Annotated in this window: 20 protein-coding genes; 6 read left to right on the forward strand and 14 right to left on the reverse strand. The window is 72.8% G+C overall.

What is annotated here, in order from left to right:
* Window positions 1-278 precede the first annotated feature (278 nt).
* On the reverse strand, window positions 279-632 hold the full coding sequence (locus ACFQPS_RS18415; protein WP_377360686.1) for a zinc ribbon domain-containing protein YjdM: 354 nt from the start codon (window positions 630-632) through the stop codon (window positions 279-281).
* Window positions 633-801: 169 nt separating this feature from the next.
* Between ACFQPS_RS18415 and ACFQPS_RS18420 the strand changes: the two genes are divergently transcribed.
* Complete coding sequence (locus ACFQPS_RS18420; RefSeq protein ID WP_377360687.1) at window positions 802-1893, forward strand: threonine aldolase family protein; 1092 nt, start codon at window positions 802-804, stop codon at window positions 1891-1893.
* A gap of 55 nt (window positions 1894-1948) precedes the next feature.
* Window positions 1949-3241, forward strand: a complete 1293-nt coding sequence (gene purD, locus ACFQPS_RS18425) for a phosphoribosylamine--glycine ligase (RefSeq protein WP_377360688.1) — start codon at window positions 1949-1951, stop codon at window positions 3239-3241.
* Window positions 3242-3261: 20 nt separating this feature from the next.
* On the opposite strand, the gene ACFQPS_RS18430 is transcribed toward purD, so the two are convergent.
* A complete protein-coding gene (locus ACFQPS_RS18430; RefSeq protein WP_377360689.1) occupies window positions 3262-4542 on the reverse strand; it encodes a type II toxin-antitoxin system HipA family toxin in 1281 nt (426 codons plus the stop codon).
* Window positions 4532-4864, reverse strand: coding sequence for a helix-turn-helix transcriptional regulator (locus ACFQPS_RS18435; protein ID WP_377360690.1), 333 nt, complete (start codon window positions 4862-4864; stop codon window positions 4532-4534). The genes ACFQPS_RS18430 and ACFQPS_RS18435 overlap by 11 nt, the downstream gene beginning before the upstream one ends.
* 506 nt (window positions 4865-5370) lie before the next feature.
* On the opposite strand from ACFQPS_RS18435, the gene ACFQPS_RS18440 reads away from it, so the two are divergent.
* A complete protein-coding gene (locus tag ACFQPS_RS18440) occupies window positions 5371-6903 on the forward strand; it encodes a tetratricopeptide repeat protein (RefSeq protein ID WP_377360691.1) in 1533 nt (510 codons plus the stop codon).
* A 102-nt stretch (window positions 6904-7005) separates the two neighbouring features.
* The gene (gene mutL / locus ACFQPS_RS18445) at window positions 7006-8850 is read left to right on the forward strand and encodes a DNA mismatch repair endonuclease MutL (RefSeq protein ID WP_377360692.1); all 1845 of its coding nucleotides are present in this window, start codon (window positions 7006-7008) and stop codon (window positions 8848-8850) included.
* Window positions 8851-8857: 7 nt separating this feature from the next.
* On the opposite strand, the gene ACFQPS_RS18450 is transcribed toward mutL, so the two are convergent.
* The 5 genes from ACFQPS_RS18450 to ACFQPS_RS18470 form a co-directional block, all read right to left on the reverse strand.
* The gene (locus ACFQPS_RS18450) at window positions 8858-9286 is read right to left on the reverse strand and encodes a DUF2442 domain-containing protein (protein WP_377360693.1); all 429 of its coding nucleotides are present in this window, start codon (window positions 9284-9286) and stop codon (window positions 8858-8860) included.
* 10 nt (window positions 9287-9296) lie between these two features.
* Window positions 9297-9635, reverse strand: a complete 339-nt coding sequence (locus ACFQPS_RS18455; RefSeq protein WP_377360694.1) for a hypothetical protein — start codon at window positions 9633-9635, stop codon at window positions 9297-9299.
* A 194-nt stretch (window positions 9636-9829) separates the two neighbouring features.
* Window positions 9830-10393, reverse strand: a complete 564-nt coding sequence (locus ACFQPS_RS18460; protein WP_377360695.1) for an RsmD family RNA methyltransferase — start codon at window positions 10391-10393, stop codon at window positions 9830-9832.
* The gene (locus tag ACFQPS_RS18465; protein ID WP_377360696.1) at window positions 10374-12047 is read right to left on the reverse strand and encodes a pseudouridine synthase; all 1674 of its coding nucleotides are present in this window, start codon (window positions 12045-12047) and stop codon (window positions 10374-10376) included. The genes ACFQPS_RS18460 and ACFQPS_RS18465 overlap by 20 nt, the downstream gene beginning before the upstream one ends.
* Window positions 12048-12133: 86 nt before the next feature.
* Window positions 12134-12682 (reverse strand): pyridoxamine 5'-phosphate oxidase family protein, encoded by a 549-nt coding sequence (locus tag ACFQPS_RS18470; protein WP_377360697.1) that lies wholly within the window; start codon window positions 12680-12682, stop codon window positions 12134-12136.
* A gap of 137 nt (window positions 12683-12819) precedes the next feature.
* On the opposite strand from ACFQPS_RS18470, the gene ACFQPS_RS18475 reads away from it, so the two are divergent.
* Window positions 12820-13296: a nucleoside deaminase gene (locus ACFQPS_RS18475; protein WP_417715222.1), complete on the forward strand. Its 477-nt coding sequence runs from the start codon at window positions 12820-12822 to the stop codon at window positions 13294-13296.
* 16 nt (window positions 13297-13312) lie between these two features.
* On the opposite strand, the gene ACFQPS_RS18480 is transcribed toward ACFQPS_RS18475, so the two are convergent.
* Together ACFQPS_RS18480 and pgi are read right to left on the reverse strand one after the other, a co-directional pair.
* Window positions 13313-14614, reverse strand: a complete 1302-nt coding sequence (locus ACFQPS_RS18480) for a pentapeptide repeat-containing protein (RefSeq protein ID WP_377360698.1) — start codon at window positions 14612-14614, stop codon at window positions 13313-13315.
* 127 nt (window positions 14615-14741) lie between these two features.
* A complete protein-coding gene (gene pgi / locus ACFQPS_RS18485) occupies window positions 14742-16388 on the reverse strand; it encodes a glucose-6-phosphate isomerase (protein WP_377360699.1) in 1647 nt (548 codons plus the stop codon).
* Window positions 16389-16579: 191 nt separating this feature from the next.
* Between pgi and ACFQPS_RS18490 the strand changes: the two genes are divergently transcribed.
* A complete protein-coding gene (locus tag ACFQPS_RS18490) occupies window positions 16580-17515 on the forward strand; it encodes an SMP-30/gluconolactonase/LRE family protein (RefSeq protein WP_377360700.1) in 936 nt (311 codons plus the stop codon).
* Window positions 17516-17525: 10 nt separating this feature from the next.
* Here ACFQPS_RS18490 and ACFQPS_RS18495 read toward each other — a convergent pair whose 3' ends face one another.
* The 4 genes from ACFQPS_RS18495 to ACFQPS_RS18510 all read right to left on the reverse strand — a co-directional run bounded on the left by ACFQPS_RS18495 (window position 17526) and on the right by ACFQPS_RS18510 (window position 21587).
* Window positions 17526-17864 (reverse strand): hypothetical protein, encoded by a 339-nt coding sequence (locus ACFQPS_RS18495; RefSeq protein ID WP_377360701.1) that lies wholly within the window; start codon window positions 17862-17864, stop codon window positions 17526-17528.
* Between the two features lie 67 nt (window positions 17865-17931).
* On the reverse strand, window positions 17932-19287 hold the full coding sequence (locus ACFQPS_RS18500) for a M16 family metallopeptidase (RefSeq protein WP_377360702.1): 1356 nt from the start codon (window positions 19285-19287) through the stop codon (window positions 17932-17934).
* A complete protein-coding gene (locus ACFQPS_RS18505) occupies window positions 19284-20738 on the reverse strand; it encodes a M16 family metallopeptidase (protein WP_377360703.1) in 1455 nt (484 codons plus the stop codon). The genes ACFQPS_RS18500 and ACFQPS_RS18505 overlap by 4 nt, the downstream gene beginning before the upstream one ends.
* Before the next feature lie 231 nt (window positions 20739-20969).
* Entirely contained in the window at window positions 20970-21587 is a 618-nt protein-coding gene (locus tag ACFQPS_RS18510; RefSeq protein WP_377360704.1) for a DUF3035 domain-containing protein, read from the reverse strand.
* Between the last annotated feature and the right edge of the window lie 21 nt (window positions 21588-21608).

The following is a 21608-nucleotide window of genomic DNA, read 5'->3' on the forward strand; positions in this document are numbered from 1 at the left end:
AGAAACCCGGGTTGACCGGCCGCTCCGTCCCCAATCCCGCCCCTCACCGGGGTCGGCGTGGACCGGAAAGGCGGGCGGCCTGCACCACGGACCCCACTTCCGCGCAGGCCGCCCGCTCTTCTCCCCCCTGATTTCCACACGATGCCCGCCCCGCACGCCGCCGCTCCGGCGGCGCGGCAGAGCCGCGGCCGGTCAGGCCGGTCCGGCCCCGACTCCGGAGACTGGCTCCGGAAGCGGTGCGGAAGGGAAGCCGGCGGGACGGACCCGCCGGGCCGGCCTCAGGCCTTCTTCACGAATTCCGACTTCAGGTTCATGGCGCCGATGCCGTCGATCTTGCAGGCGATGTTGTGGCCGTCGGCCCCGTCGGTCAGGCGGATGTTCTTCACCTTGGTGCCACCCTTGACCACCAGGGACGAGCCCTTGACCTTCAGGTCCTTGATGACGGTGACGCTGTCCCCGTCGGCCAGCGCGTTGCCGTTGGCGTCGCGCACGGCCGGCGCCGTCTCCTCCGCCGCCCCGGCCGTTTCGGTCTGCGGGTTCCATTCATGGCCGCAGTCCGGGCAGTTCCAGAGGGTGCCGTCGCTGTAGGCGTGGCCGGAGGCGCAGTTGGGGCAGGTCGTGTCCATCATCATCCTCGATTGAAAGGGCGGCGATCCTAGGCCAGGAGCGCCCGCCGCGGGAAGCCCGGCCCGACGCGCCCGGTCGCCGGCCCCCTCGCCACAGGGACGCACCGCACGGATGACTGGCGCCGCCGGGCGTTCCGTGCCAGCAAGGGCCGTGCTCCCGACTCAGGTGCCCGCCATGACCGCCGACAGCCCCGCCGACCTGCGCGCCCGCTGCACCCGCTTCCTGCCCGGCCACGGCCCCGCGACGGCGCGGCGCTGGCTGGACTCGCTGGCGGCGTCGCCGCACCTGGACCTGCGCCTGGACGAATACAACGAAGGGCCGGCGATCACCCTGCTGGAGCGGCGCTGCGCCGAGCTGCTGGGCAAGCCGGCCGCCCTGTTCTTCCACAAGGGCGTGGTGGCGCAGCAGGCCGCCCTGCTGGTCCATGCCGCCCGGACCGGGCGGCAGACCGTGGCGCTGCATCCGAAGACGCACATCGCCTGCGACGAGTCCGACGCCATCGAGCGGCTGACGCCGCTGCGGCTCTGCCGCGTCGGGCCGGACCACCGCCCCTTCACGCCGGCGGAGCTGGCGGCGGTGACGGACCCGCTGGCCGCGGTCAGCCTGGAGCTGCCGCTGCGCCGCACCGCCTTCCAGGCCACCGGCTGGGAGGACCTGGAGACCATCGCCGGCTGGTGCCGCGACCGCGGCGTGCCGCTGCATCTGGACGGCGCCCGGCTGTGGGAGGTGCAGCCCTGGCTGGACCGGCCGCTGGCCGCCATCGCCGCCCTGGCGGACACGGTCTATGTCTCCTTCTACAAGGGGCTGGGCGGGCTGGGCGGCTGCGTCCTGGCCGGTCCGGAGGACGTGATCGCCGCGACGAGGGTCTGGCGTTCGCGCTTCGGCGGCAACCTGTTCACCGCCTGGCCGCTGGTGCTGAGCGCGCTGGACGGGCTGGACCGGCACCTGCCGCGCATGGGGCTCTACCACCGGCACGCCCGCGCCATCGCCGACGCCCTGGCAACGGTGCCGGGCCTGCGGGTCAATCCCGGCACGCCCCACTGCAACAGCTTCCAGATCCTGTGGGACGCGCCGCCGGCGGGGCTGGAACAGGCGCTGACCGGCCTCGCCCGCGACGAGGGCATCTGGGCCGGGGTGCGCGTCGGCGGAACGACCGTGCCGGGCTGGAGCTTCACCGAACTGGCGGTGGGTGAGGCCACCCTGGCCTGGACCCCGGCGGAGGTTGCGAAGCTCTGCGCCCGGGTGCTAGAGCGGGTGCCGCGCTGATCCGGGCGGCAGGTCCGGCGCGGCGAAAACGGATTTTCTCAGGCGGGAGGCGGCGATGAAGGTTCTGGTGGTGGGCAGCGGCGGGCGCGAGCATGCGCTGTGCTGGGCCATCGCGGCCTCTCCCCTGTGCGACAAGCTCTGGTGCGCGCCCGGCAATGCCGGCATCGCGCAGGCGGCGGAGTGCGTACCCCTCGCCGCCGACGACGTGGCCGGGCTGGTCGCCTTCGCCCAGGCGAACGCGGTGGACTTCGTCGTCGTCGGGCCGGAGCAGCCGCTGGTGGCGGGTCTGGTGGACCGGCTGGCGGAGGCCGGGATCAAGGCGTTCGGCCCGTCGCAGGCGGCCGCCGAGATCGAGGGCTCCAAGGGCTTCATGAAGGATCTCTGCGCCCGGCACGGCATCCCGACGGCCGCCTACGGCCGCTTCCGCGATGCCGACGCCGCCAAGGCGTTCGTGCGCCGCACCGGCGCCCCCATCGTGGTGAAGGCCGACGGGCTGGCCGCCGGCAAGGGGGTGGTGATCTGCCAGACGGTGGCGGAGGCCGAGGCCGCGGTGGACGATCTGCTGGTCGGCGGCCGGTTCGGTGCCGCCGGGGCCGAGCTGGTGATCGAGGAGTTCCTGGACGGCGAGGAGGCCAGCTTCTTCGCGCTCTGCGACGGCACCACCGCCCTGCCGCTGGCGGGCGCACAGGACCACAAGCGCGCCTTCGACGGCGACCGCGGGCCGAACACCGGCGGCATGGGTGCCTATTCCCCCGCCCCGGTGCTGACGCCCGAGCTGGAGCGCCGCATCATGGCGGAGATCGTGGAGCCCGCCGTGCGCGGCATGGCGGCGGAGGGCCGGCCCTTCACCGGCGTGCTGTTCGCCGGGATCATGGTGGTGCCCGGCCCCGACGGGCAGCCCGTGCCGAAGCTGCTGGAGTTCAACGCCCGCTTCGGCGACCCGGAATGCCAGGTGATCTGCCGCCGCCTGACCTCGGACCTGCTGTCGGCCCTGGTCGCCGCGGCCGACGGACAGCTCGACCACGTCTCCCTGCGCTGGCGGGAGGAGGTGGCGCTGTGCGTCGTCATGGCGGCCGAAGGCTACCCCGGCGACTATGTGAAGGGCACGGAAATCCGCGGCCTGGACCGGGCGGCGGAGATCGAGGACGCGGTGGTCTTCCACGCCGGCACGACGCGGGCCGCGGACGGCCGCGTGCTGGCGACCGGCGGCCGCGTCCTGGGCGTGACCGCCAGCGCCCGCACCATCATCGACGCCCAGCGTCAGGCCTATGCCGCCGTGGACCTGATCGACTGGCCCGAGGGCTTCTGCCGCCGCGACATCGGCTGGCGGGCGCTGGAGCGGGGCTAGGCCCGGCGGCCTCCCCGACGTCAGGTTCCCGGTACGCGAAGTCGGGGGCTTGTCCCGTCCAGCCCGTCGAAAGCGAATGGATTGAGGAACTGGCGTCCCCAGAACAGGCGGCGGTCGGCAACGGTCAGCTCGGCTTCGTCACAGACTGCCTGCCAGTTGTCGCCGATGGTCGTCACCTGTCCTTCGACGATGTGGAGCGCGTCGGCCTTTGACAGATGGAAGATCGGGGCCGCGGCGAGACAGGTCGCAATGCGGCTGGAACGGTCGCTGCCGGCGATCAGCATCGCCTGCCCCGCCTCCCGGCCGGTCCGGGCCTGGGGACAGATGTCATAGGCCGGCGTCAGCGTGAGCATTGTGCCATCCCAGAAGGCGGCATGATTGCGGGCGTGATCGTCGGTGTTGCCCACCAGGATGTTGAAGACGATCCGACCGAAGAGTTCCCGCAGCGTCGCCTTCGGCTGGTGGAAGCGGTGCCGGACGATTTCGGCCAGCAGGTCGTAGCTGGCGTAGCGCGCCTCCATCTCGTCCAGCCCCTGGAGCGTGAGCGCGGACACCAGGGCCGTGCGTGTCCAGCCTCCAGCGCTGCGGACACGGTCGAAGCGTTCGACCAGCAGCACGTCCCGATGGACCGCCCGCACCATCCGGACCGGTGCGACATGCAGGCCGGCAAGGGCCGCAAGTCGCATGGCGATGAATTCCGCCTTCACCACGCTGTAGGTGTCGTTGCTGGCGGAGAACTTGGCGATCCACTTGCGATCCGCCTGATCGATCAGCGCCTTCGGCCGGGCGCCGCCGATGGAGGTGCCGTGATAGAGCGCGCGGTCCAGGTCAGGGTTCAGCGGAAGACCCTGTTCGACACGGTTCGCCGCCTCCAGCAGTTCCTCCAGAGAGGCGTTCGCTGCCGAGCGTGGCACATACGCTGTGGGCGAGGCCTGGAAATCCAGCGCGCCGATGCGGTCGGACCCCGACTCCAGCAGGAAGGTCAGTTCTCCAGGTTCGACGGCCTCGGCCGCAGCGCCCGTCTGTCCCATCAAGCGGTTGATGATGACCCGCCGGCCCCAGGCGTCGGGGGATGCATCCCGGATGCAGCTCGGCAGGCTCAGCGTTCCGAGAGGTTCCTGTTCCCCGCGCCGAAGGGGCAGCTCCGGCGTATAGATCGGGATGGCGTCCGGCCGGTCGAGATAGCTCCGGCCGTAGATGAAGCTCAGCCGGCCGGCGCGGTCGATCAAACGGCCGCAGACGACCGGCTCCGTCTGTCCGGGCAGCCAGATCCAGACATAGGCGTCGCGCTCAGAACTCATCGCTCACCGGTCGGGGTCTGCGTATCCGTTTCGGGAGCAGGGCCAGCCTGTCCGCGATGTGGCGGCTGTGGAGCGCCTGCGCGTCGGTATCGTCCGCCCCCAGGAGCGGGATGCCCAGGATGGTGCAGGCCTCGAAGGCGATGCCGAGGGTTACGCTGGGATCGCCCTTCTCGATCTTCTGGAGGGTGGCCCTGGACACACCGATGCGCTCGGCCAGATCTGCCTCACTCCAGCGCCTCTCCCTGCGGGCCACGCGCACCTGCTCGCCAAGAAGCCTCGCAGCGACGTTCGTTCCGCGGGAGTAGGAGCGGGGTTCACTCACCGTAACGCCTGCTTTTCTGATCGTTAAACCATTTAATGACTGCTATTTTAGCCAATAGGGTCGGAAAGGCCAAGGTCAGAATGGATCGGGCAGACCAACCTTCAAATCCGAAGAAGCAGATATTTCCGCGCCCGGATGAATCTTCCTTGACCTGCGCGCCGGATCGCCCAACTGTGGGGCCCTGGCGAAACCAGCAGAAAGGAGGTGATCCGATGTCTCGTACCCCTTCGCGGACCCGCACGGATCTCTCCGTCCCGGCGGTGCGCGCGCACTGACGACGGCGGGGTCCGCTGGCGGATCACCTCCGCAAGCGGCTACGTCTACGGCTACCGTAGAAGGCGGGGCCGGTCGGGACCATCCCGGCCGGCCCCGTTCCTTTTCCGCCCTCGTTTCTTTCCGCCCCATCGCTTTCCCCGGTTCCACCCTTCTCCCGCGCGAGGGCCTACCCGCCGCGGCGGACGGCTGCTAAGAAGGCGCACCGTCCTTCCCGCAGCGACAGCCGACCGATGACCCGCCAGCCCCCGTCCCCCGCCCGTCCCGCTGGCCCGAACCGCCAGGAGCGGCGCCGCCGCATCGCGGCCATCCAGAAGGCGCCCGACATCGCCCAGCGCTTCGCCGCCGACATGAAGGTGGCGACGGGCCTGCACAAGCAGGGCCGGGTGCGGGAGGCGGCGGATCTCTACCGCCGCATCACCAAGGCCTATGCCGACCATCCGGAGGTGCGCATCGCCTGGTCCAACCTGGGCGCCGCCCTCCAGGGGCTGGGCCGGCTGGACGATGCCGTGCATGCGCTGAAGAAGGCGCGCGCCCTGCGGCCGGACCAGCCGGCACCGCACCACAATCTGGGGATGGCGCTGCTGAACCGCGGCGATCTGTCGGAAGCCGCGGAGTCGCTGGAGCGGGCGGCGACCCTGGACCCCGGCTTCGCCGACGCCTGGGTCGGGCTGGGTCTGGTGCACCAGCGCACCGGCAACCTGCCCGGCGCGGAGGAGGCGTGGGAGCGCGCCCTGGCCGCCCGGCCGGATCTGGTGGAACCGCGCTTCAATCTGGCGACGCTCTACGCCCGGAGCGGCCGGCGCGAGGCGGCGCTGGCGGCCTTCCGTGCCTGCCTGGAGCGCCAGCCCCGTTTCCCGGAGGCGACCTACGCCATCGGCCGCCTGCTGGAGGAGTCGGGCGACTTCGCCGGGGCGGCGGGACAGTATCTGGAGGCGCTGCGGCTGGTGCCGGGGGTGGAGGCCATCCACGACCAGCTTGGCCTCGCCCTCCGGGCCCTGGCCCGCAGCGATGCCGGCAAGGCCAGCGCCCTGGCGGAAGCGTGGCGGACCGCGTTCCCGCAGAACGCCACCGCAGCCCGCATGGCCGCCGCCCTGGCGGACGGGGTGTCGGCACCGGCCGAGGGCGCACCGGCCGACGGGGGGCCGGCCGCACCGGAGACCGGTGCCCGGGCGATCCCCGCTCCGACCGTCGATGCGGCACCGGAAGCGACGGAGAGCCGCGTGCCGGAGCTGCTGAAGGAAGCGGTGTCCGCCGCCCTGCCCCCGGCCGCGGGCGCCCTGTCCGTGCTGGACGCCGGCTGCGGCGACGGTCTGCTGGCGCCCTGGCTGAAGCCCTATGCCACGACGCTGGTGGGGGTGGACACGTCCCCCGCCCGGATCGCCGGCGCCGGCGACCGCGGCCTGTATGACAGGCTGGAGGCGCGCGCCCCGGCGGAGCATCTGGCCGACGCGCCCGCCGCCTACGATCTGGTGGTGGCGGGTGATCTGCTGCCCGCCCTCGGCGACGTGGGTCCCCTGTTCGCGGCCGTGGCCGGGGCGCTGGAGACGGGCGGCGTGTTCGCCGCGGCCACCGAGGCCCTGGCCGGACCGACCGGCGTGGAGCTTCTGCCCAGCGGCCGCTACGCCCATTCCGAGGCGCATCTGCGCACCGCGGCGGAGGCCGCCGGGCTGGCGGTCAGCGATCTGGCGCGGGAGACGCTACGGCTGGACGGCGGCGTGCCGGTGGACGGCTTCGTGCTGGTGGCGCGGAAGCGGCCGCGGTAGTCCCCCGCCAGGGCGGGGCGGCGGGGAGACAGAATCCCCAGCGGACACAATCCCTTGCGTGCCGCCCTGGAAAGCGGCGCCCCCGGCTGCTAAATGTTGGGGATGCCGACGCTTCGCCGCCTGCCCGAGACCCTGGTCAACCGCATCGCCGCCGGCGAGGTGGTGGAGCGGCCCGCCGCCGCCGTCAAGGAGCTGGTGGAGAACGCGCTCGACGCCGGCGCCGGCCGCATCGAGGTGGTGCTGCGCGACGGCGGCAAGGCCCTGATCGGCGTCGCCGACGATGGCTGCGGCATGGCACCGGAAGAGCTTGAGCTGGCGGTGGAGCGGCACGCCACCTCCAAGCTGCCGGACGACGACCTGACCCACATCCGCACCCTGGGCTTCCGCGGCGAGGCGCTGCCCAGCATCGGCGCGGTCAGCCGGCTGACCCTCACCTCCCGCCCGCGCGGCGCCGACAGCGCCCACACCATCCTGGTGGAGGGCGGGGCCAGGGGCCCGGTGATGCCGGCGGCCGGCGGCTTCGGCACCCGGATCGAGGTGCGCGACCTGTTCTATGCCACGCCGGCCCGGCTGAAGTTCCTGAAGGGCAACCGCACCGAAGGCGAGCATGCGCGCGATGCGGTGGCGCGGCTGGCCATGGCCCATCCCCATGTCACCTTCCTGCTGACCGACGACGGCCGCACGCCGCTGCGCCTGCCCGCCGCCACGGGCGACCTGATGGAGGCGCGGCTGGAACGGCTGGGTGCCGTGCTGGGCCGGGAGTTCCAGGAGAACGCCCTGCCGGTGGACGCCGCCCGCGGTCCGGTGCGGCTGGTCGGGCATATCGGCCTGCCCACCCTGAACCGGCCCACCGCCGCCGGGCAGTACCTGTTCGTCAACGGCCGCCCGGTGAAGGACCGGCTGCTGGTGGGGGCCGTGCGCGGCGCCTATGCCGACTTCCTGGCGCGCGAGCGGCATCCGATGCTGGCGCTGTTCCTGGAACTGCCGCCGGAGGAGGTGGACGTCAATGTCCACCCGGCCAAGACGGAGGTGCGCTTCCGCGACCAGGCGCTGGTGCGCGGGCTGATCGTGGGCGCGCTGAAGCATGCGCTGGCCCAGGCCGGGCACCGCGCCAGCACGGGCGTCGCCGCGGCGACGCTGGCCAGCTTCGCCCCGCACGACGCGCCGCCGCCGACCATGCAGCCCGCCCTGCCCTGGCAGCGCCCGGCCGGCGGGTTCGCCTCCGCCGCCGTGCCGCGCGGGCTGGCGGAGATGGCGCTGGCCTTCAACGCACCGTTGCCGGGACCGCCGGTCCCGGCCCCCCCGGACGGCCTGCACCCCGCCGCCCCGGTGGAGGCGGCGCCCGGCGCGGAGCCGGCGCGGGCCTTCCCGCTGGGCGCGGCGCGGGCGCAGCTCCACACCACCTACATCGTGGCCCAGACGGAGGACGGCATCGTCATCGTGGACCAGCACGCCGCGCACGAGCGGCTGGTCTATGAGCGGATGAAGCACGACCTGCTGGCCGGCGGCGTGAAGCGTCAGGGTCTGCTGATCCCCGAGGTGGTGGAGCTGGACCCGGCCGACGCGGAGCGGCTGGGCGAGCGGACGGCGGAGCTGGCCGAGCTGGGGCTGGTGCTGGAGCCGTTCGGCACCGGCTGCGTCGTCGTGCGCGAGGTGCCGGCCCTGCTGGGCGCCCGCGCCGACGTGCGGGGGCTGGTGCGCGATCTGGCGGACGAGCTGGCCGAACTGGGCGACGCGCTGGCCCTGAAGGAACGGCTGGAAGCCGTCTGCTCCCGCATGGCCTGCCACGGCTCCGTCCGCGCCGGCCGGCCGATGAACGCGGACGAGATGAACGCCCTGCTCCGCCAGATGGAGGCCACCCCCCATTCCGGCCAGTGCAACCACGGCCGCCCGACCTACGTGGAACTGAAACTCGCCGACATCGAACGCCTGTTCGGCCGGCGGTGAGGGCCTGTCAGGGCGTGGCGGCCTTCCTGCGGGGGCGGCCGCCCTTGGCACCGTTGAGGCGGGCCGCCTGCTGCTTCGCGGCCGTGGTCGCCTGTCCGCCCCGGCTGGCGGTGACAGCGGCGGCCAGCGGCACCGGTATGAAGGGCCGGACCAGCGCCAGCACGTCGAGCTGGATGTCGCGGCTGTCCAGATAGAGGGCCATGCCGCCGGTCCCGAGTTCGAGCCCCGCCAGATCCGCCAGCGGCACGCCGCGGAAGGCGTCAACGGCGGCCAGCGGAATACCCAGGACCGCACCCGAGGACAAGGTCAGCAGCAACCGCCCCCCCGCCGCATCGACCGCGACATCCGCGGCCCAGGCGGACGAGGACCGGCGCGCAGCACCGGCGACGATCGCCCGTTCCACGTCCTGTCCGGTGATCGGTCCATCGATGTCCATGTTCCCCTCCTCACGGCCCGACCAGACGGTCGGAGCCATCGCTGAACGTGCAGCGAACGGTTCCCGTCCCGGGATCGTAGGCCGCCCGGACCACCTGAACCACGCCCGGCCCCGGCTGCCGCCGGTCCAGAACCGCGATGCCCCCGCCGGCAAGGTCTACCCAGCGGTTCTCCAGGCAGGTGCCGAGCCGGGGCAGGCTGCCCCACCAAGCATCCCTGGCCCGCTTCAGGTTCGCCGCGATGATGGCACGGACGGACTCCAGGACCGCCGCGGTCGGCCGCTTCCTGACCGGAACGATGTCCCAGAGGGCGATCCGGTCGCTGACGAAGGAGAAGGTGAAGCGCGCCACCCAGCCCTCCCCAGGGCAGTCGACATGAACGTGCGGCGGGCAATGCTCCCCGTTCGTCAGGACGTCGATCCGGAATCCGGGTCCCTTGGCAATGTTGGGCACAGCATGAACCCAGGCGCTTGGGTTTGCAACCATCGCAGACCCGCAGGCCGGAGCATACCCCGGAATCGCCGTGACGTCGCCTCGGCGCCCCCTCACCCCGCCCGCAGGAACAGCAGCCGGGCGTGGCTGTAGGTGCGTTCGTCCAGGGGTTCGAAACCGGCGGGCGGGGTGAAGGGGTCGCGGTCGCCGACCTCGACGCAGGCCAGCGCCCCCGGCCGGACCCAGCCGGCCCCGGCCAGGGCCGCGAGCGCCCGCGGGGCGAGGTCCTGGCCGTAGGGCGGGTCGAGGAAGAGGATGTCGGCCGGTGCGGACGCCGGCGGCGGCTTCAGCGCATCCGCCAGCAGGAAGCGGCAGGCCACCGCCTCCCCCAACTGCCCGGCATTGCTCCGGGCGAGGTCCAGGGAGGCGCGGTTGCGGTCCAGCAGCACGGCCTGCGCCGCACCGCGCGACAGCGCCTCCAGCCCCAGCGCGCCGGTGCCGCAGAAGGCGTCGAGCACGACCGCGTCCACCAGCGGGGAGGCGCCGCCCGCCCCCCAGCCGCCATGGGCCAGGATGTTGAACAGGCTCTCCCGCGTGCGGTCGGAGGTCGGGCGGACATCGCGGCCCACGGGCGGCGCGATGCGCCGGCCGCGGTGCCTACCGCCGACGATCCGCACCCTTGCCTCCCGGCCCGCCCGGACGCGGCCTGCCTGGCCGGTCCCCGCCCGGCCTGTCCCCACCTGGCCTGTCACGGCCGGACCTGTCGCCCCTCGGACGGTCGCCCCCCGGACGATCACCCCTGGCCCGGTCATCGCCGAAGCCCCGCGGCCCCCGGTCGGGACCGCCCCGGGATGCGCCGCCCGGGCCGCGCTCGCGGCGCTGCTCCTGGAAGTCGCCGCGCCCGCCCCGCCCCTCGGAGCGTTCGGTGAAGCGGCGTTCGTCCGGACCGCGCGGCGCCCGGTCGGGGCCGGCCTGGGTCCGGTCCTGCTGGCGGCGCTCGGCCTCGCGCTCGCGCCGCTCCGTCTCGTAGCCGGGGCGGGTGCGGCGGGTGGAGCGCAGGCGGATGCCGGCGCCGGGCTGGCGCGCCTCCTCCCCGCCCGGAGCCGCCTCCGGCCGGTCGCGGAACCCGCCGGGCCGGCGCGGGCCGCGCGGCGCGGCACTCCGCCGGGACTCCCCGTCCTGCCGGGTATCGTCCTGCCGCCGGAAGTCCCGGTCGCGCCCCTCGCTCCGCCCTTCGGCGCGCAGGGCCGCGCGCTCCTCCGGCCGGGGACGGCCGGCGGGTCTTTCCCGCTCGGGTGGACGGCTGCCGCCCAGGATCCGCTGCACGGACTCGCGGGCGGCGCGGGCGCTGGGCTTCGCGCGCGGGTCCCGGCGGGATTCCTCCCGCCCACCGGCATCCCGTTCGGGCCCGCGGCCGCCCTTGGTGGCGGACGGCGGGGCCGCGTCGCGGGCGGCGCGCGGCAGACGGTCGTAGCGCATCCGCACCGGCCCGGCCGCGGGGCGACCGTCGGCGGCAGCGGCGTCATCGGCGGTGAAGAATCCCGGAAGCTGGTCGCGCAGGACGCGGCGTGGCACCTCCTCCACCTGGCCGGGCTCCAGCTTGCCGAGCTGGAACGGGCCGTAGGCGACGCGGATCAGGCGGGAGACGGGCAGCCCCAGATGCTCCATCACCCGGCGGACCTCGCGGTTGCGGCCCTCACGCAGGCTGACGGTCAGCCAGGTGTTGGCGCCGACGCTGCGGTCCACGACGGTCTCGATCGGGCCGTACTCGACGCCCTCCACGATGATGCCCTGCGCCAGCTTGGCGATCTGCGCCTCGTCGGGCGCGCCATGGACGCGGACCCGGTAGCGCCGCAGCCAGCCGGTGGCCGGCAACTCCAGGTGGCGGGCCAGCGCGCCGTCGTTGGTCAGCAGCAGCAGCCCTTCGGAGGTCAGGTCCAGGCGGCCGACGGAGACGACGCGCGGCAGCTCCGGCGGCAGGTTGTCGAACACCGTCGGCCGGCCCTTCTCGTCGCGCGCCGTCGTCACCAGCCCGTCGGGCTTGTGGTAGCGCCAGACGCGGGTCGGCTCCGGCTCGGGCACGGGCTGGCCGTCCACGACGATGCGGTCGCCGGGGCGGACGGTGACGGCCGGCGTGTCCAGCACGCGGCCGTTGACGCTGACCCGCCCTTCGGCGATCCAGCGTTCGGCGTCACGGCGCGAGCACAGACCGGCGCGGGAGAGGCGCTTGGAGATGCGCTCCCCGCCCTGGTCGTCGGGGGCGGAAGCGGTGGCGTCCGGGCCATCCTCGGGATGGTCCGGATCGGGCAGGTCGGCAGGGTCCTGGGACATGGCGCGGGACAATACGCGTCGGCCGACCGCCCCGCAAGCGCCGCCCGCGGCTGGCCCGCAAGCGCCGCCGCGGCTCCGGCGCGGGATCAGGCGGGCCGCCCGCCCGCCGGGGTGCTGCCGCCCTGGAAATCCAGCCTGGCGGTGTCGCCGGGGTGCGGCGACCTGCCGGTCAGGGCCGCCTTGGCGTAGCCGTAGAGGTGGACCATCGTGCTGGACGGGCTGTCCCAGTACTCCGCCGCCGCCACCTCCACCGTCAGCAAGGCCAGATCCGGGTCGTCGGGGCCCTGCGGAAACCAGGTCCGCATCGGCTCCGCCCAGAAACGCCGGATCAGGTCCCCGTCGCGGCCGAGGCGGGCCGTGCCGGAAACGCTGACATAGCTCTGGGACGTCGGATCGGCATAGCTCAGCGCCACCTCGTGGTCGCGCCCGATCTCTGCCGCCTTGGCGGAGGAGGCACGGGTGAAGAAGTGCAGCCGCCCGTCGAACCCCTGGCTCTGCAAGGTCCACATCGGGCGGGAGCGCAGCAGCCCCCCGTCATGCGTGGTCATCATGGCGACGTCCACGTCCTTGATCATGTGCCAGAGCTTCTCCGCCCGGTCGTCCCCCGGCTGCGCGGTCTGTGCCTGCTGGGCCATGGCCGGCTCCTCCTCCGTTTCGGTCCGCCCCGCCAACAGGAGCCGGGGGCCCGGCGTTCCCCGCCGGCGTTCCAGGTCCGGCGTTCCAGGTCCGGCGGGCTTGACGCCGGCAACCGGGATGCGCAGCCTGCCGCGCCATGAGCCCCGGCGACATCCCCTTTTCCGCTCCGACCCCCGCCATGCGGCGGGCCCTGGCCGAGGCCGAGGCCGCCGGCCGGCGGGGCGAGGTGCCCGTGGGCGCCGTGATCGTGGACCCGGCCAGCGGGGCCGTCGTCGCCGCGGCCGGCAACCGGACGGAGGAACTGGCCGATCCCACGGCGCATGCGGAGGTGCTGGCGATCCGCGCCGCCTGCACCGCCCTGGGGGCGCCGCGGCTGCCGGGCTTCGACCTCTACGTCACGCTGGAGCCCTGCGCGATGTGCGCCGCGGCGATCAGCTTCGCGCGGCTGCGCCGGGTCTATTTCGGCGCCTACGACCCCAAGGGCGGCGGCGTGGACCACGGCCCGCGCTTCTTCGCCCAGGCGACCTGCCACCATGCGCCCGACGTCTATGGCGGCATCGCGGAGAGGGAGGCGGCGGACCTGCTGCGCCGCTTCTTCCGGGAGCGGCGGTAGCGCGCCCCGCGCGGGTTCAGGCGACGCCCGGCGGCAGGCCGGTCGCCCCTTCCAGGATCGCGCCGGCAAGCTGGGTCCGGTCCAGCTTCGCCCCGGTCAGCACGGCGCGGCCGAGATCGGCCCCCCGCAGATCGGCCTGGGAGAGATCGGCGAAGGAGAGATCGGCGCCGACCAGCTTCGCCCTGGTCAGGCGCGCGCCCGTCAGGTCCGCATAACGCATCCGGATCCCCGACAGGTCGCTGGGGACGTGGCGCTTCTCGTCGATCTGGAGAACATCCAGGTTGGCGCCGCGCAGGTCGGCATTGTTCAGCTTCGCGTTGCGCAGATTGATGCCGCGCAGATCGGCCGCCGCGAGGTCGGCGCCACGCAGGTCGGCATCCTGGAGCTGCCCCACCTGGATCTGCGCGCCGGACAGGTCCACGCCGTAGAAGATGGCTCCGCAGGCGACCAGACGGGTCAGGCACTGGCGCGACAGCGATCCGGCCCCGCGCACGTCGATGCCCGAGAGGTCCAGCGGCATGCCCTCCTGCCCGGCGCTGCCGACCCAGAGGGCGTGCAGCTTCAGCAGGTCCGCTAGTGGGCGGGCCAGCGTGTCCAGCGCCTTGCCCGCCGGCCTGTCGGTCAGCGCCCCGCTGAGGTCGGCCCCCGCCAGTTCCGTCAGCGTCATGGTGGCGCCGGTCAGCACGGCCCCGCGCAGGCTGGCCCCACGCGCGTCGGCCCCGGACAGGTCCGCCCCCTCCAGGATGGCGCCGTTCAGGGTGGCGTTGCGCAGATTGGCCCGGATCAGACGGGTTCCGCGCATGACGGCATCGCTGAAGTCCGTGTGCAGTGCCACCGCCCCGGAGAGGCGGGCGTTGGTCAGGTTGGCGTTGGAGAGATTGGCCCCTTGCAGGTCGGACGGCCGCTTCTCGATCGCCAGCACGACGGTCCCGCCGTCCTTCTGCTTCGAGGCCAGCGACCCGTCCTGGAGGTCGGCGTCGAACAGGTTGGCGCCGGTCAGGTCGGCGCCCCGCAGGCTGGCCCCGCGCAGATCGGCCTTCACCAGCGAGGCGCCGGTCAGGTCCGCCTGCCGCAGGTCACAGGCATAGAGGGTGGCGCAGTCCAGCACCGTGCCGGCCAGATCGGCGGCATGCAGCGCGGCAGCGGTGAAGTCGGCATGGGCAAGATCGCGGCCGGCGAGCGACAGGCCCGAGAGATCGGAATGCGACAGCACGGCGCGCGCCCCGCCCGTGCGGGCGTTGCGGAACATCTCGTGCCGTTCGATCACCTGGTCGAGCTGGTCCTGGGTGATGCGGACGAGCTGGCGTTTCTCCATCATGGTGCGCGCCACGGTGCCCCGGCCGGCGGGCCGCCGACCTCCCCGGAAGAGAGCATGCCGGAAGCGCGACGGCCTTTGCAACGGCCGTACTCTGCAACCGGCGCGCCGGAAAAGACGAGGCCGTGTCTCAGCCCTGCGCCGCCTTGATCGCGGCGATCAGCCCCGCGGTGCTGGCATCGTGCGGCCGGGCGGGACCGCCCTCTAGCTCCGGCAGGATGGCCTTGGCAAGCTGCTTGCCCAGTTCCACCCCCCACTGGTCGAAGCTGTTGATGTTCCAGACGATGCCCTGGACGAAGACCTTGTGCTCGTAGAGCGCGATCAGCATGCCCAGCGCGTGCGGGTCCAACCGCTTCAGCAGGATCGTGTTGGTCGGCCGGTTGCCGGGGAACAGCTTGTGCGGCAGCAGCGACTCCAGGTCCGTGCCGCTGCGCCCTTCCGCCGCCAGTTCGGCCCGCGCCTCCGCCGCCGTCCTGCCGCGCATCAGCGCCTCGGTCTGCGCCAGCGCGTTGGACAGCAGGATCGGGTGGTGCCGGCCGATCGGGTTCAGCGTCTCCGCCGTGGCGATGAAATCGCAGGGGATCAGCCGCGTCCCCTGGTGAATGAGCTGGTAGAAGGCGTGCTGCCCGTTGGTGCCCGGCTCGCCGAAGATGACCGGGCCGGTGTCGTAGTCCACGGGATTGCCGTTACGGTCCACGCCCTTGCCGTTGCTCTCCATGTCGAGCTGCTGGAGATAGGCCGGAAAGCGCGCGAGGTACTGGTCGTAGGGCAGCACGGCATGGGCCGACGCCCCCCAGAAGTTGACGTACCAGACGCCCAGCATGCCCAGCAGCACCGGCATGTTCCGCTCCAGGGGCGCGGTCCGGAAATGCTCGTCCATGGCGTGGCCGCCGGCCAGGAACTCCGTGAAAGCATCCGGTCCGATCATCAGCATCAGCGGCAGGCCGATGGCCGACCACAGGCTGTAGCGGCCGCCGACCCAGTCCCAGAAGCCGAACATGTTATCCGGGTCGATGCCGAACTTCCGCACCTCCGCCTCGTTGGTGGAGACGGCGACGAAATGCCGGGCGATGTCGTCCTCCGCCGCGCCGGAGCCCAGGAACCAGTCCCGCGCGCTGTGCGCGTTGGTCAGGGTCTCCTGCGTCGTGAAGGTCTTGGAGGCGACGATGAACAGCGTCGTCTCCGGGTCCACCCGCTTCAGCACCTCGGCGATGTGGGTGCCGTCCACGTTGGAGACGAAGTGCGCCGTCAGCCGCGGATGGTGCCAGGGCGTCAGCGCCAGCGTCGCCATCGCCGGCCCCAGGTCGGAGCCGCCGATGCCGATGTTCACGATGTCGGTGATGGGACGGCCGGTGCGGCCGGTCCAGGCGCCGCTGCGGACGCGGTCGGCAAAGCCGGCCATGCGGTCGAGCACGGCGCGCACCTCCGGCATCACGTCATGCCCGTCCACCCGGACCGGCCGGTCGGAGCGGTTGCGCAGGGCGGTGTGCAGCACCGCCCGGTCCTCGGTGGTGTTGATCCGCTCGCCCGCGAACATGCGGTCGCGCCAGCCCTCCAGATCCTGGGCACGGGCCAGGTCCATCAGCAGCGCGAGCGTCCGGTCGGTGGTGCGGTTCTTCGCGTAGTCCAGCAGCATGTCGCCCAGCCGCAGGGTGAACCGCCCGGCCCGTTGCGGATCGTCCGCGAACAGCGCCCGCATCGGCGTTGCTTGCAGTGCGGCACGGTGTTCCGCCAGGGCGATCCAGGCGGGCGAACGGGTCAGGGCGTCGGCGACCATGGCGGTTCCTTCACTGCGGATCGGCAGGTCAGTGATAACACGCCCACAGGGCCGCTCAAACCGGACGGCGGCCCTGGGCGGAAGGGCCGCGCCCGACCGGCGGACGGATTTCGCGCCGGCGCTTGTGCAGCGGGGCCGGCGGGTGCGCAGACTTGCGGCCCCATAAGCAGAAACGACCAGGGAGGATCATCATGGTGCGGATGCGCGAGATCGCGTCGGGACTGGCGTTCCCGGAGGGGCCGGTGGCCCTGGCAGACGGCAGCCTGCTGGTGGTGGAGATCGCCCGCGGCACCCTGACCCGCATCGCCCCGGACGGCGCCCTGTCCGTGGTGGCGGATCTGGGCGGCGGTCCCAACGGTGCCGCCATCGGGCCGGACGGGCGGGCCTATGTCTGCAACAACGGCGGCTTCTCCTGGCACCGGATGGAAGGGCTGCTGTTCCCGGGCGAGCAGCCGCCCGACTATGCCGGCGGCAGCCTCCAGCGGGTGGACCTGCTGACCGGTGCTGTCGAGACGCTGTTCACCCACGCGGCAGGCGCGGACGGGGTGGAGCGGCCGCTGAACGGGCCCAACGACATCGTCTTCGACCGGACCGGCGGCTTCTGGTTCAGCGACCTGGGCAAGCACCGGGCGCGGGAGCGCGACCGCTCGGGTGTGTATTATTGCAATGCCGATGGCAAAGCAGTCCGCGAGGTTACCTGGGGGCTGGACAGCGCGAACGGCATCGGCCTGTCGCCGGACGGGGGCACGCTCTACGTGGCGGAAACTTATACCCGGCAACTCTGGGCCTTCGATCTGGAGGCACCCGGCAGAATCCGCCCGGCCCCCGGCTTCTTCCCCGATGGCGGCCGCTTCCTGGCCGGGGCGGAGGGGTTCCGCTTCTTCGACAGTCTGGCCGTCGATGCCGAAGGGCATGTCTGCGTCGCCACCCCCGGGGAGGGCGGCATCAGCGTCTACGCCCCGGACGGCAGGCTGGCGGAGTTCCTGCCCACGGGCGATCCCTACACCACCAATCTCTGCTTCGGCGGCCCGGACCTGCGCACGGCCTTCGTCACCCTGTCCGCGACCGGCCGCGTGGTGGCCGTGGACTGGCCGCGCCCCGGACTGCCGCTGGCGTTCACCGCCTGAGCCGCCCGCATCAGGGATGGTGGCGCGGCGGCACCAGCAGGCGGAGCTTGCCGGACGCCGGAGCCTGCGGCCTGTCCGGGGCGGAGGTGGCGGGCCGGGCGCGGCCAGCGGCGACCAGGGTCTCATGCTCGCGCACGAGGCTCTGCAAGGTGGTCCAGTGGTGCCGGATCGCGGCCTCGACATCGTGCAGGCGCTGGTCCGCATCCCGGCGGTCGCCCGCCAGCGCCGCGACCAGCGACCCGAGCCGGAGATCGTCCAGACGATCGGGACGGCTGTCGGACAGGTGCCCGGACACGCGCTGCGACGGGTCGGCGGCGGCCTCCGGCCGCGGTCGGATCAAGCGGGACATGGCGGGGGGCTGCCTCTTGCCGGGAAACTGATCCCAGCGAAGAAGCAACCCCCGTGCCAGAAGTCCGTCAGCTCCGGTCGCCGCTGACCGTCGCCGTCGGCCTGATGCCGTCGGGCTGGCCGACCAGCACGATGGCGAGGCGTGCGGGATCGAGCAGGCGGCCGGCGACCCGCCGCACATCCTCCAGCGTCACCGCCTCGATCAGGGCATTGCGGCGGTTCAGGTAGTCGATGCCCAGCCCGTCCCGCTGCACCGACAGGAGGATGCCGGCGATCGCCCGGTTGGAGGTGAACTGGAGCGGGAAGGAACCGGTCAGGTAGGTCTTGGCGTCCTTCAGCTCCGCCTCGGTGACGCCGGCCTTGCCGACATCGGCCAGGATCTGCCGGATCAGGTCGATGGCCTGCGCCGCCTTGTCGTTGGAGGTGGAGCCGCTGACCATCACCAGCCCGGCATGGTCCAGCGCCTGGAGACCGGAGGAGACGCCGTAGGTCAGGCCGCGCTTCTCCCGCACCTCCTCCATCAGCCGGGAGGAGAAACCGCCGCCGCCCAGCACGTAGTTCAGCAGCGTCGCGGCGAACCAGTCGGGATCGTCGCGCTTGATGCCGGGCAGCCCCATGAGCATCAGGGTCTGCGGGATCGGGCGCGGGGCGGCGATGACGGCGCCGGCCCCCTTCGGCACGATGTCCGGCACCTGGAACGGCGCCGCCTTGGCCGGCAGGCCGCCGAACACCCGGTCCAGCACCTTGCCCAGTTCGGCCGCGGTGATGTCGCCGGCGACGGCGATCTTCAGCCGGTCCCGGCCCAGCCTGGCGGCGACGAAGCCCTTCAGGTCGTCGCGGGTGATGGCGGCCAGCGTCTCCAGCGTGCCGCTGGCCGGCTTGGCGTAGGGATGGTCGCCGAACACCGTCTCGGCGAAGGTGAGCTGGCCGATATAGCCGGGATCGGACAGGCTGCGCTTCAGGCCGGCGGTGAGCTGGCTGCGCATCCGTTCCACCGCGTCGGCGTCGAAGCGGGGCCGGGTCAGGGCCAGCCGCAGCAGGTCGAAGGCGGTTTCGCGGGTCTCCGTCAGCGTCGTCACGCTGCCGAAGAACCCGTCCCGGCCGGCGCTGAAGCCCAGCGAGATGGAGTTGTCCTCCAGCCGCTTCTGGAAGGCCTGGCTGTCCAGGTCGCCGGCACCCTCGTCCAGCAGGGAGGCGGCCATGGTCGCCAGCCCGTACCGGCCGGCGGGGTCCAGCTCCGTGCCGCCGTCGAAGGCGAACTGGAGGGAGATGATCGGGTTCTTCTCGTCCCGGACCAGCCAGGCCTCGATGCCGCCGGGGCTGACGACGCGCTCGATGTCGATGGCGGCCTGGGCCGGCAGGGCCATAAGGCCGAGCAGCAGCAGGGCGAAACCGCTGCGGAGGACGCGGGCGAAGGCGCTCATCGGGTGTGGCTCCCGGCGGTGGTCGGGGGAACGGCGGTCGGGGGAACGGCAGTCGGGGCGGCGGCCGGCGTGGCGCCGGCGGATGCGGCGGACTCCGGCAGCAGCACCCCGGTGACATGGTCGTCGCGGCCCAGCACGGCGCGGGCGGCGGCGTTCACCTGCTCGGGCGTCACCGCCGCGATGCGGTCGGGCCACGCCTCCACATCCTCCACGGTCTGGCCCGTCGTCAGCGCCATGCCGAAGGCGTAGGCCGGGCCTTGCAGGCTGTCGCGGGCGAAGGTGGCCTCGCGCACCATGCGGGTCTTCGCCGTCGCCACCTCCTCGGCCGTCACGCCGTCCTTCAGGACGGATGCCAGCACGGCCTCGACCGCCGTCTCCAGGGTTGCGACCTCGCTGCCCGGCATCGGCGTGGCCGAAATGCCGAGCGTGCCGAGATCGAGGCTGGTCGGCGAATAGGACATGGAGACACCGGCCGCCACCTTCTGCTCCACCACCAGGGTGCGGTACAGCCGGCTGGTGGCACCGCCGCCCAGGACGGTTTCGAGCACCTGCAAGGCGTAGGCGTGCTCCTTGGCGCCGGTCGTGTAGGACGGCGCCTTCCAGACGCGCGACCAGCTCGGCTGCCGGACCTGTCCGTCATGCAGGGTGATGCGGCGCTCGCCCTCCGTCGGCGGCTCCTCCGTGCGCTGGCGCGGCGGCACCGGACGGGCCGCGACGGCGCCGTAGTACTTCTCCGCCAACGGCTTCAGCTCCGCCGCGGTGATATCGCCCGAGACCACCAGCACCGCGTTGTTCGGCGCGTACCAGGTCCGGTAGAAGGCGAAGGCGTCGTCCCGGCCCAGCTTGGCGATCTCATGCATCCAGCCGATGATCGGCACGCCATAGGGATGGTGGACGAACAGCATGCTCTGCTGCTGTTCCCACAGGCGGGAGGCGGGATCGTTCTCCGTGCGCTGACGGCGTTCCTCCATCACCACGGCCAGTTCCGGCCTGGCGACCTCCTCGGTGAAGCTGAGGTCGGCCATGCGGTCCGCCTCCATCTTCATCACCAAGTCCAGCCGGTCGCGGGCGATGTTCTGGAAATAGGCCGTGTAGTCGTAGGAGGTGAAGGCGTTGTCGCGCCCGCCGTTGCGGGCGATGATCTTGGAGAACTCGCCTGACGGGATCTCGTCCGTGCCCTTGAACATCAGATGTTCAAGGTAGTGCGCGATGCCCGACCTGCCCGGCGGCTCGTCGGCGGCGCCGACCTTGTACCAGAGCATGTGGCTGACCACCGGCGCCCGGCGGTTGGTCACCACCACCACCTGCATACCGTTGGACAGGGTGAAGGTCTCGGGATCGAAGACCTTGGCGACGGCCGGCGGGGAGAGGGCGACCAGCGCCAGCAACGCGGCGCCGGCCGCTGCCGCCCGCAGGCGGGGCATCGGACGGGAAGCGGGGAACCGGGTCAAGCGGACCTCCGGAGCGGTGCGGGTTGGCGATGCTGCCACCGGCTTCCGGAACGGTCACGGGGCCCCGGCGATCGGCGGCAGGCGGCGGCGCCGGTGGCCGGCCTCCGCGGATCGCGGGTGCCGACCGTCAGGACGGACCGCCGGGGCGGGGCATCGTTCCGGATGCCTGCCCGGTACGCCCGGCCGGCGGCCGCCCGCGGACGGGCGGCGCGGACCCGGACGGGAAAGGCGTTACCGGCCCGTGCCCGGCAGGGTGAGCGGCAGGCCCTGCGGCGCTTCCGTGCCGGGGGCGGGCTGCGCCGTGGGCTCGGCCGGGGCATTGGCCTGGGTGCTGCCGGTCCGGGTGATGGTCGGCGGGGCGCCCTGGTGGACGGTCTGCGCCGGCGGCTGGTCGTCCTTCCAGAACATCAGCCGGTCCAGCAGCGAGCGGTCGCCGACGACGACGCCCGGATTTTCCCGGTCCACGATCGCACGGATCTCCGGATCGGCCTGATCGGCGCCGGCCTGGCTCAGCAGCGCCGCCTCGCCCTGGGTCTGCTGCGCGCTGGTGCGCGGATCGAACAGGCCGCCCTGGCTGGCGGCACCGAACATGCTGGACGCCGTGCGGGTGTCGCGCTCCAGTTCCTGGGGGCGCGGGCTGCCGGGCTGCGGCGGGCGCAAATTGTAGTCCGGCGGCATCTCCAGCGGAGCGCGCGAGACGACCCGGAACTCGTCCGGGCTGGCGCGATCCAGACCGAGGAAGCTGCCCAGGCCGCACCCGGAGAGCAGCCCCGCGGCCGCCGTCAGCAGCACGGCCGCCCGAATTCCCTTGACCCTCTCGACCATGATCCGATCCATGACCTTTCGCATTAACTCTCCGGGTTCGCCCGG

This window comes from Rhodocista pekingensis, assembly GCF_042665545.1.
GTDB classification, from domain to species: Bacteria; Pseudomonadota; Alphaproteobacteria; order Azospirillales; family Azospirillaceae; genus Rhodocista; species Rhodocista pekingensis.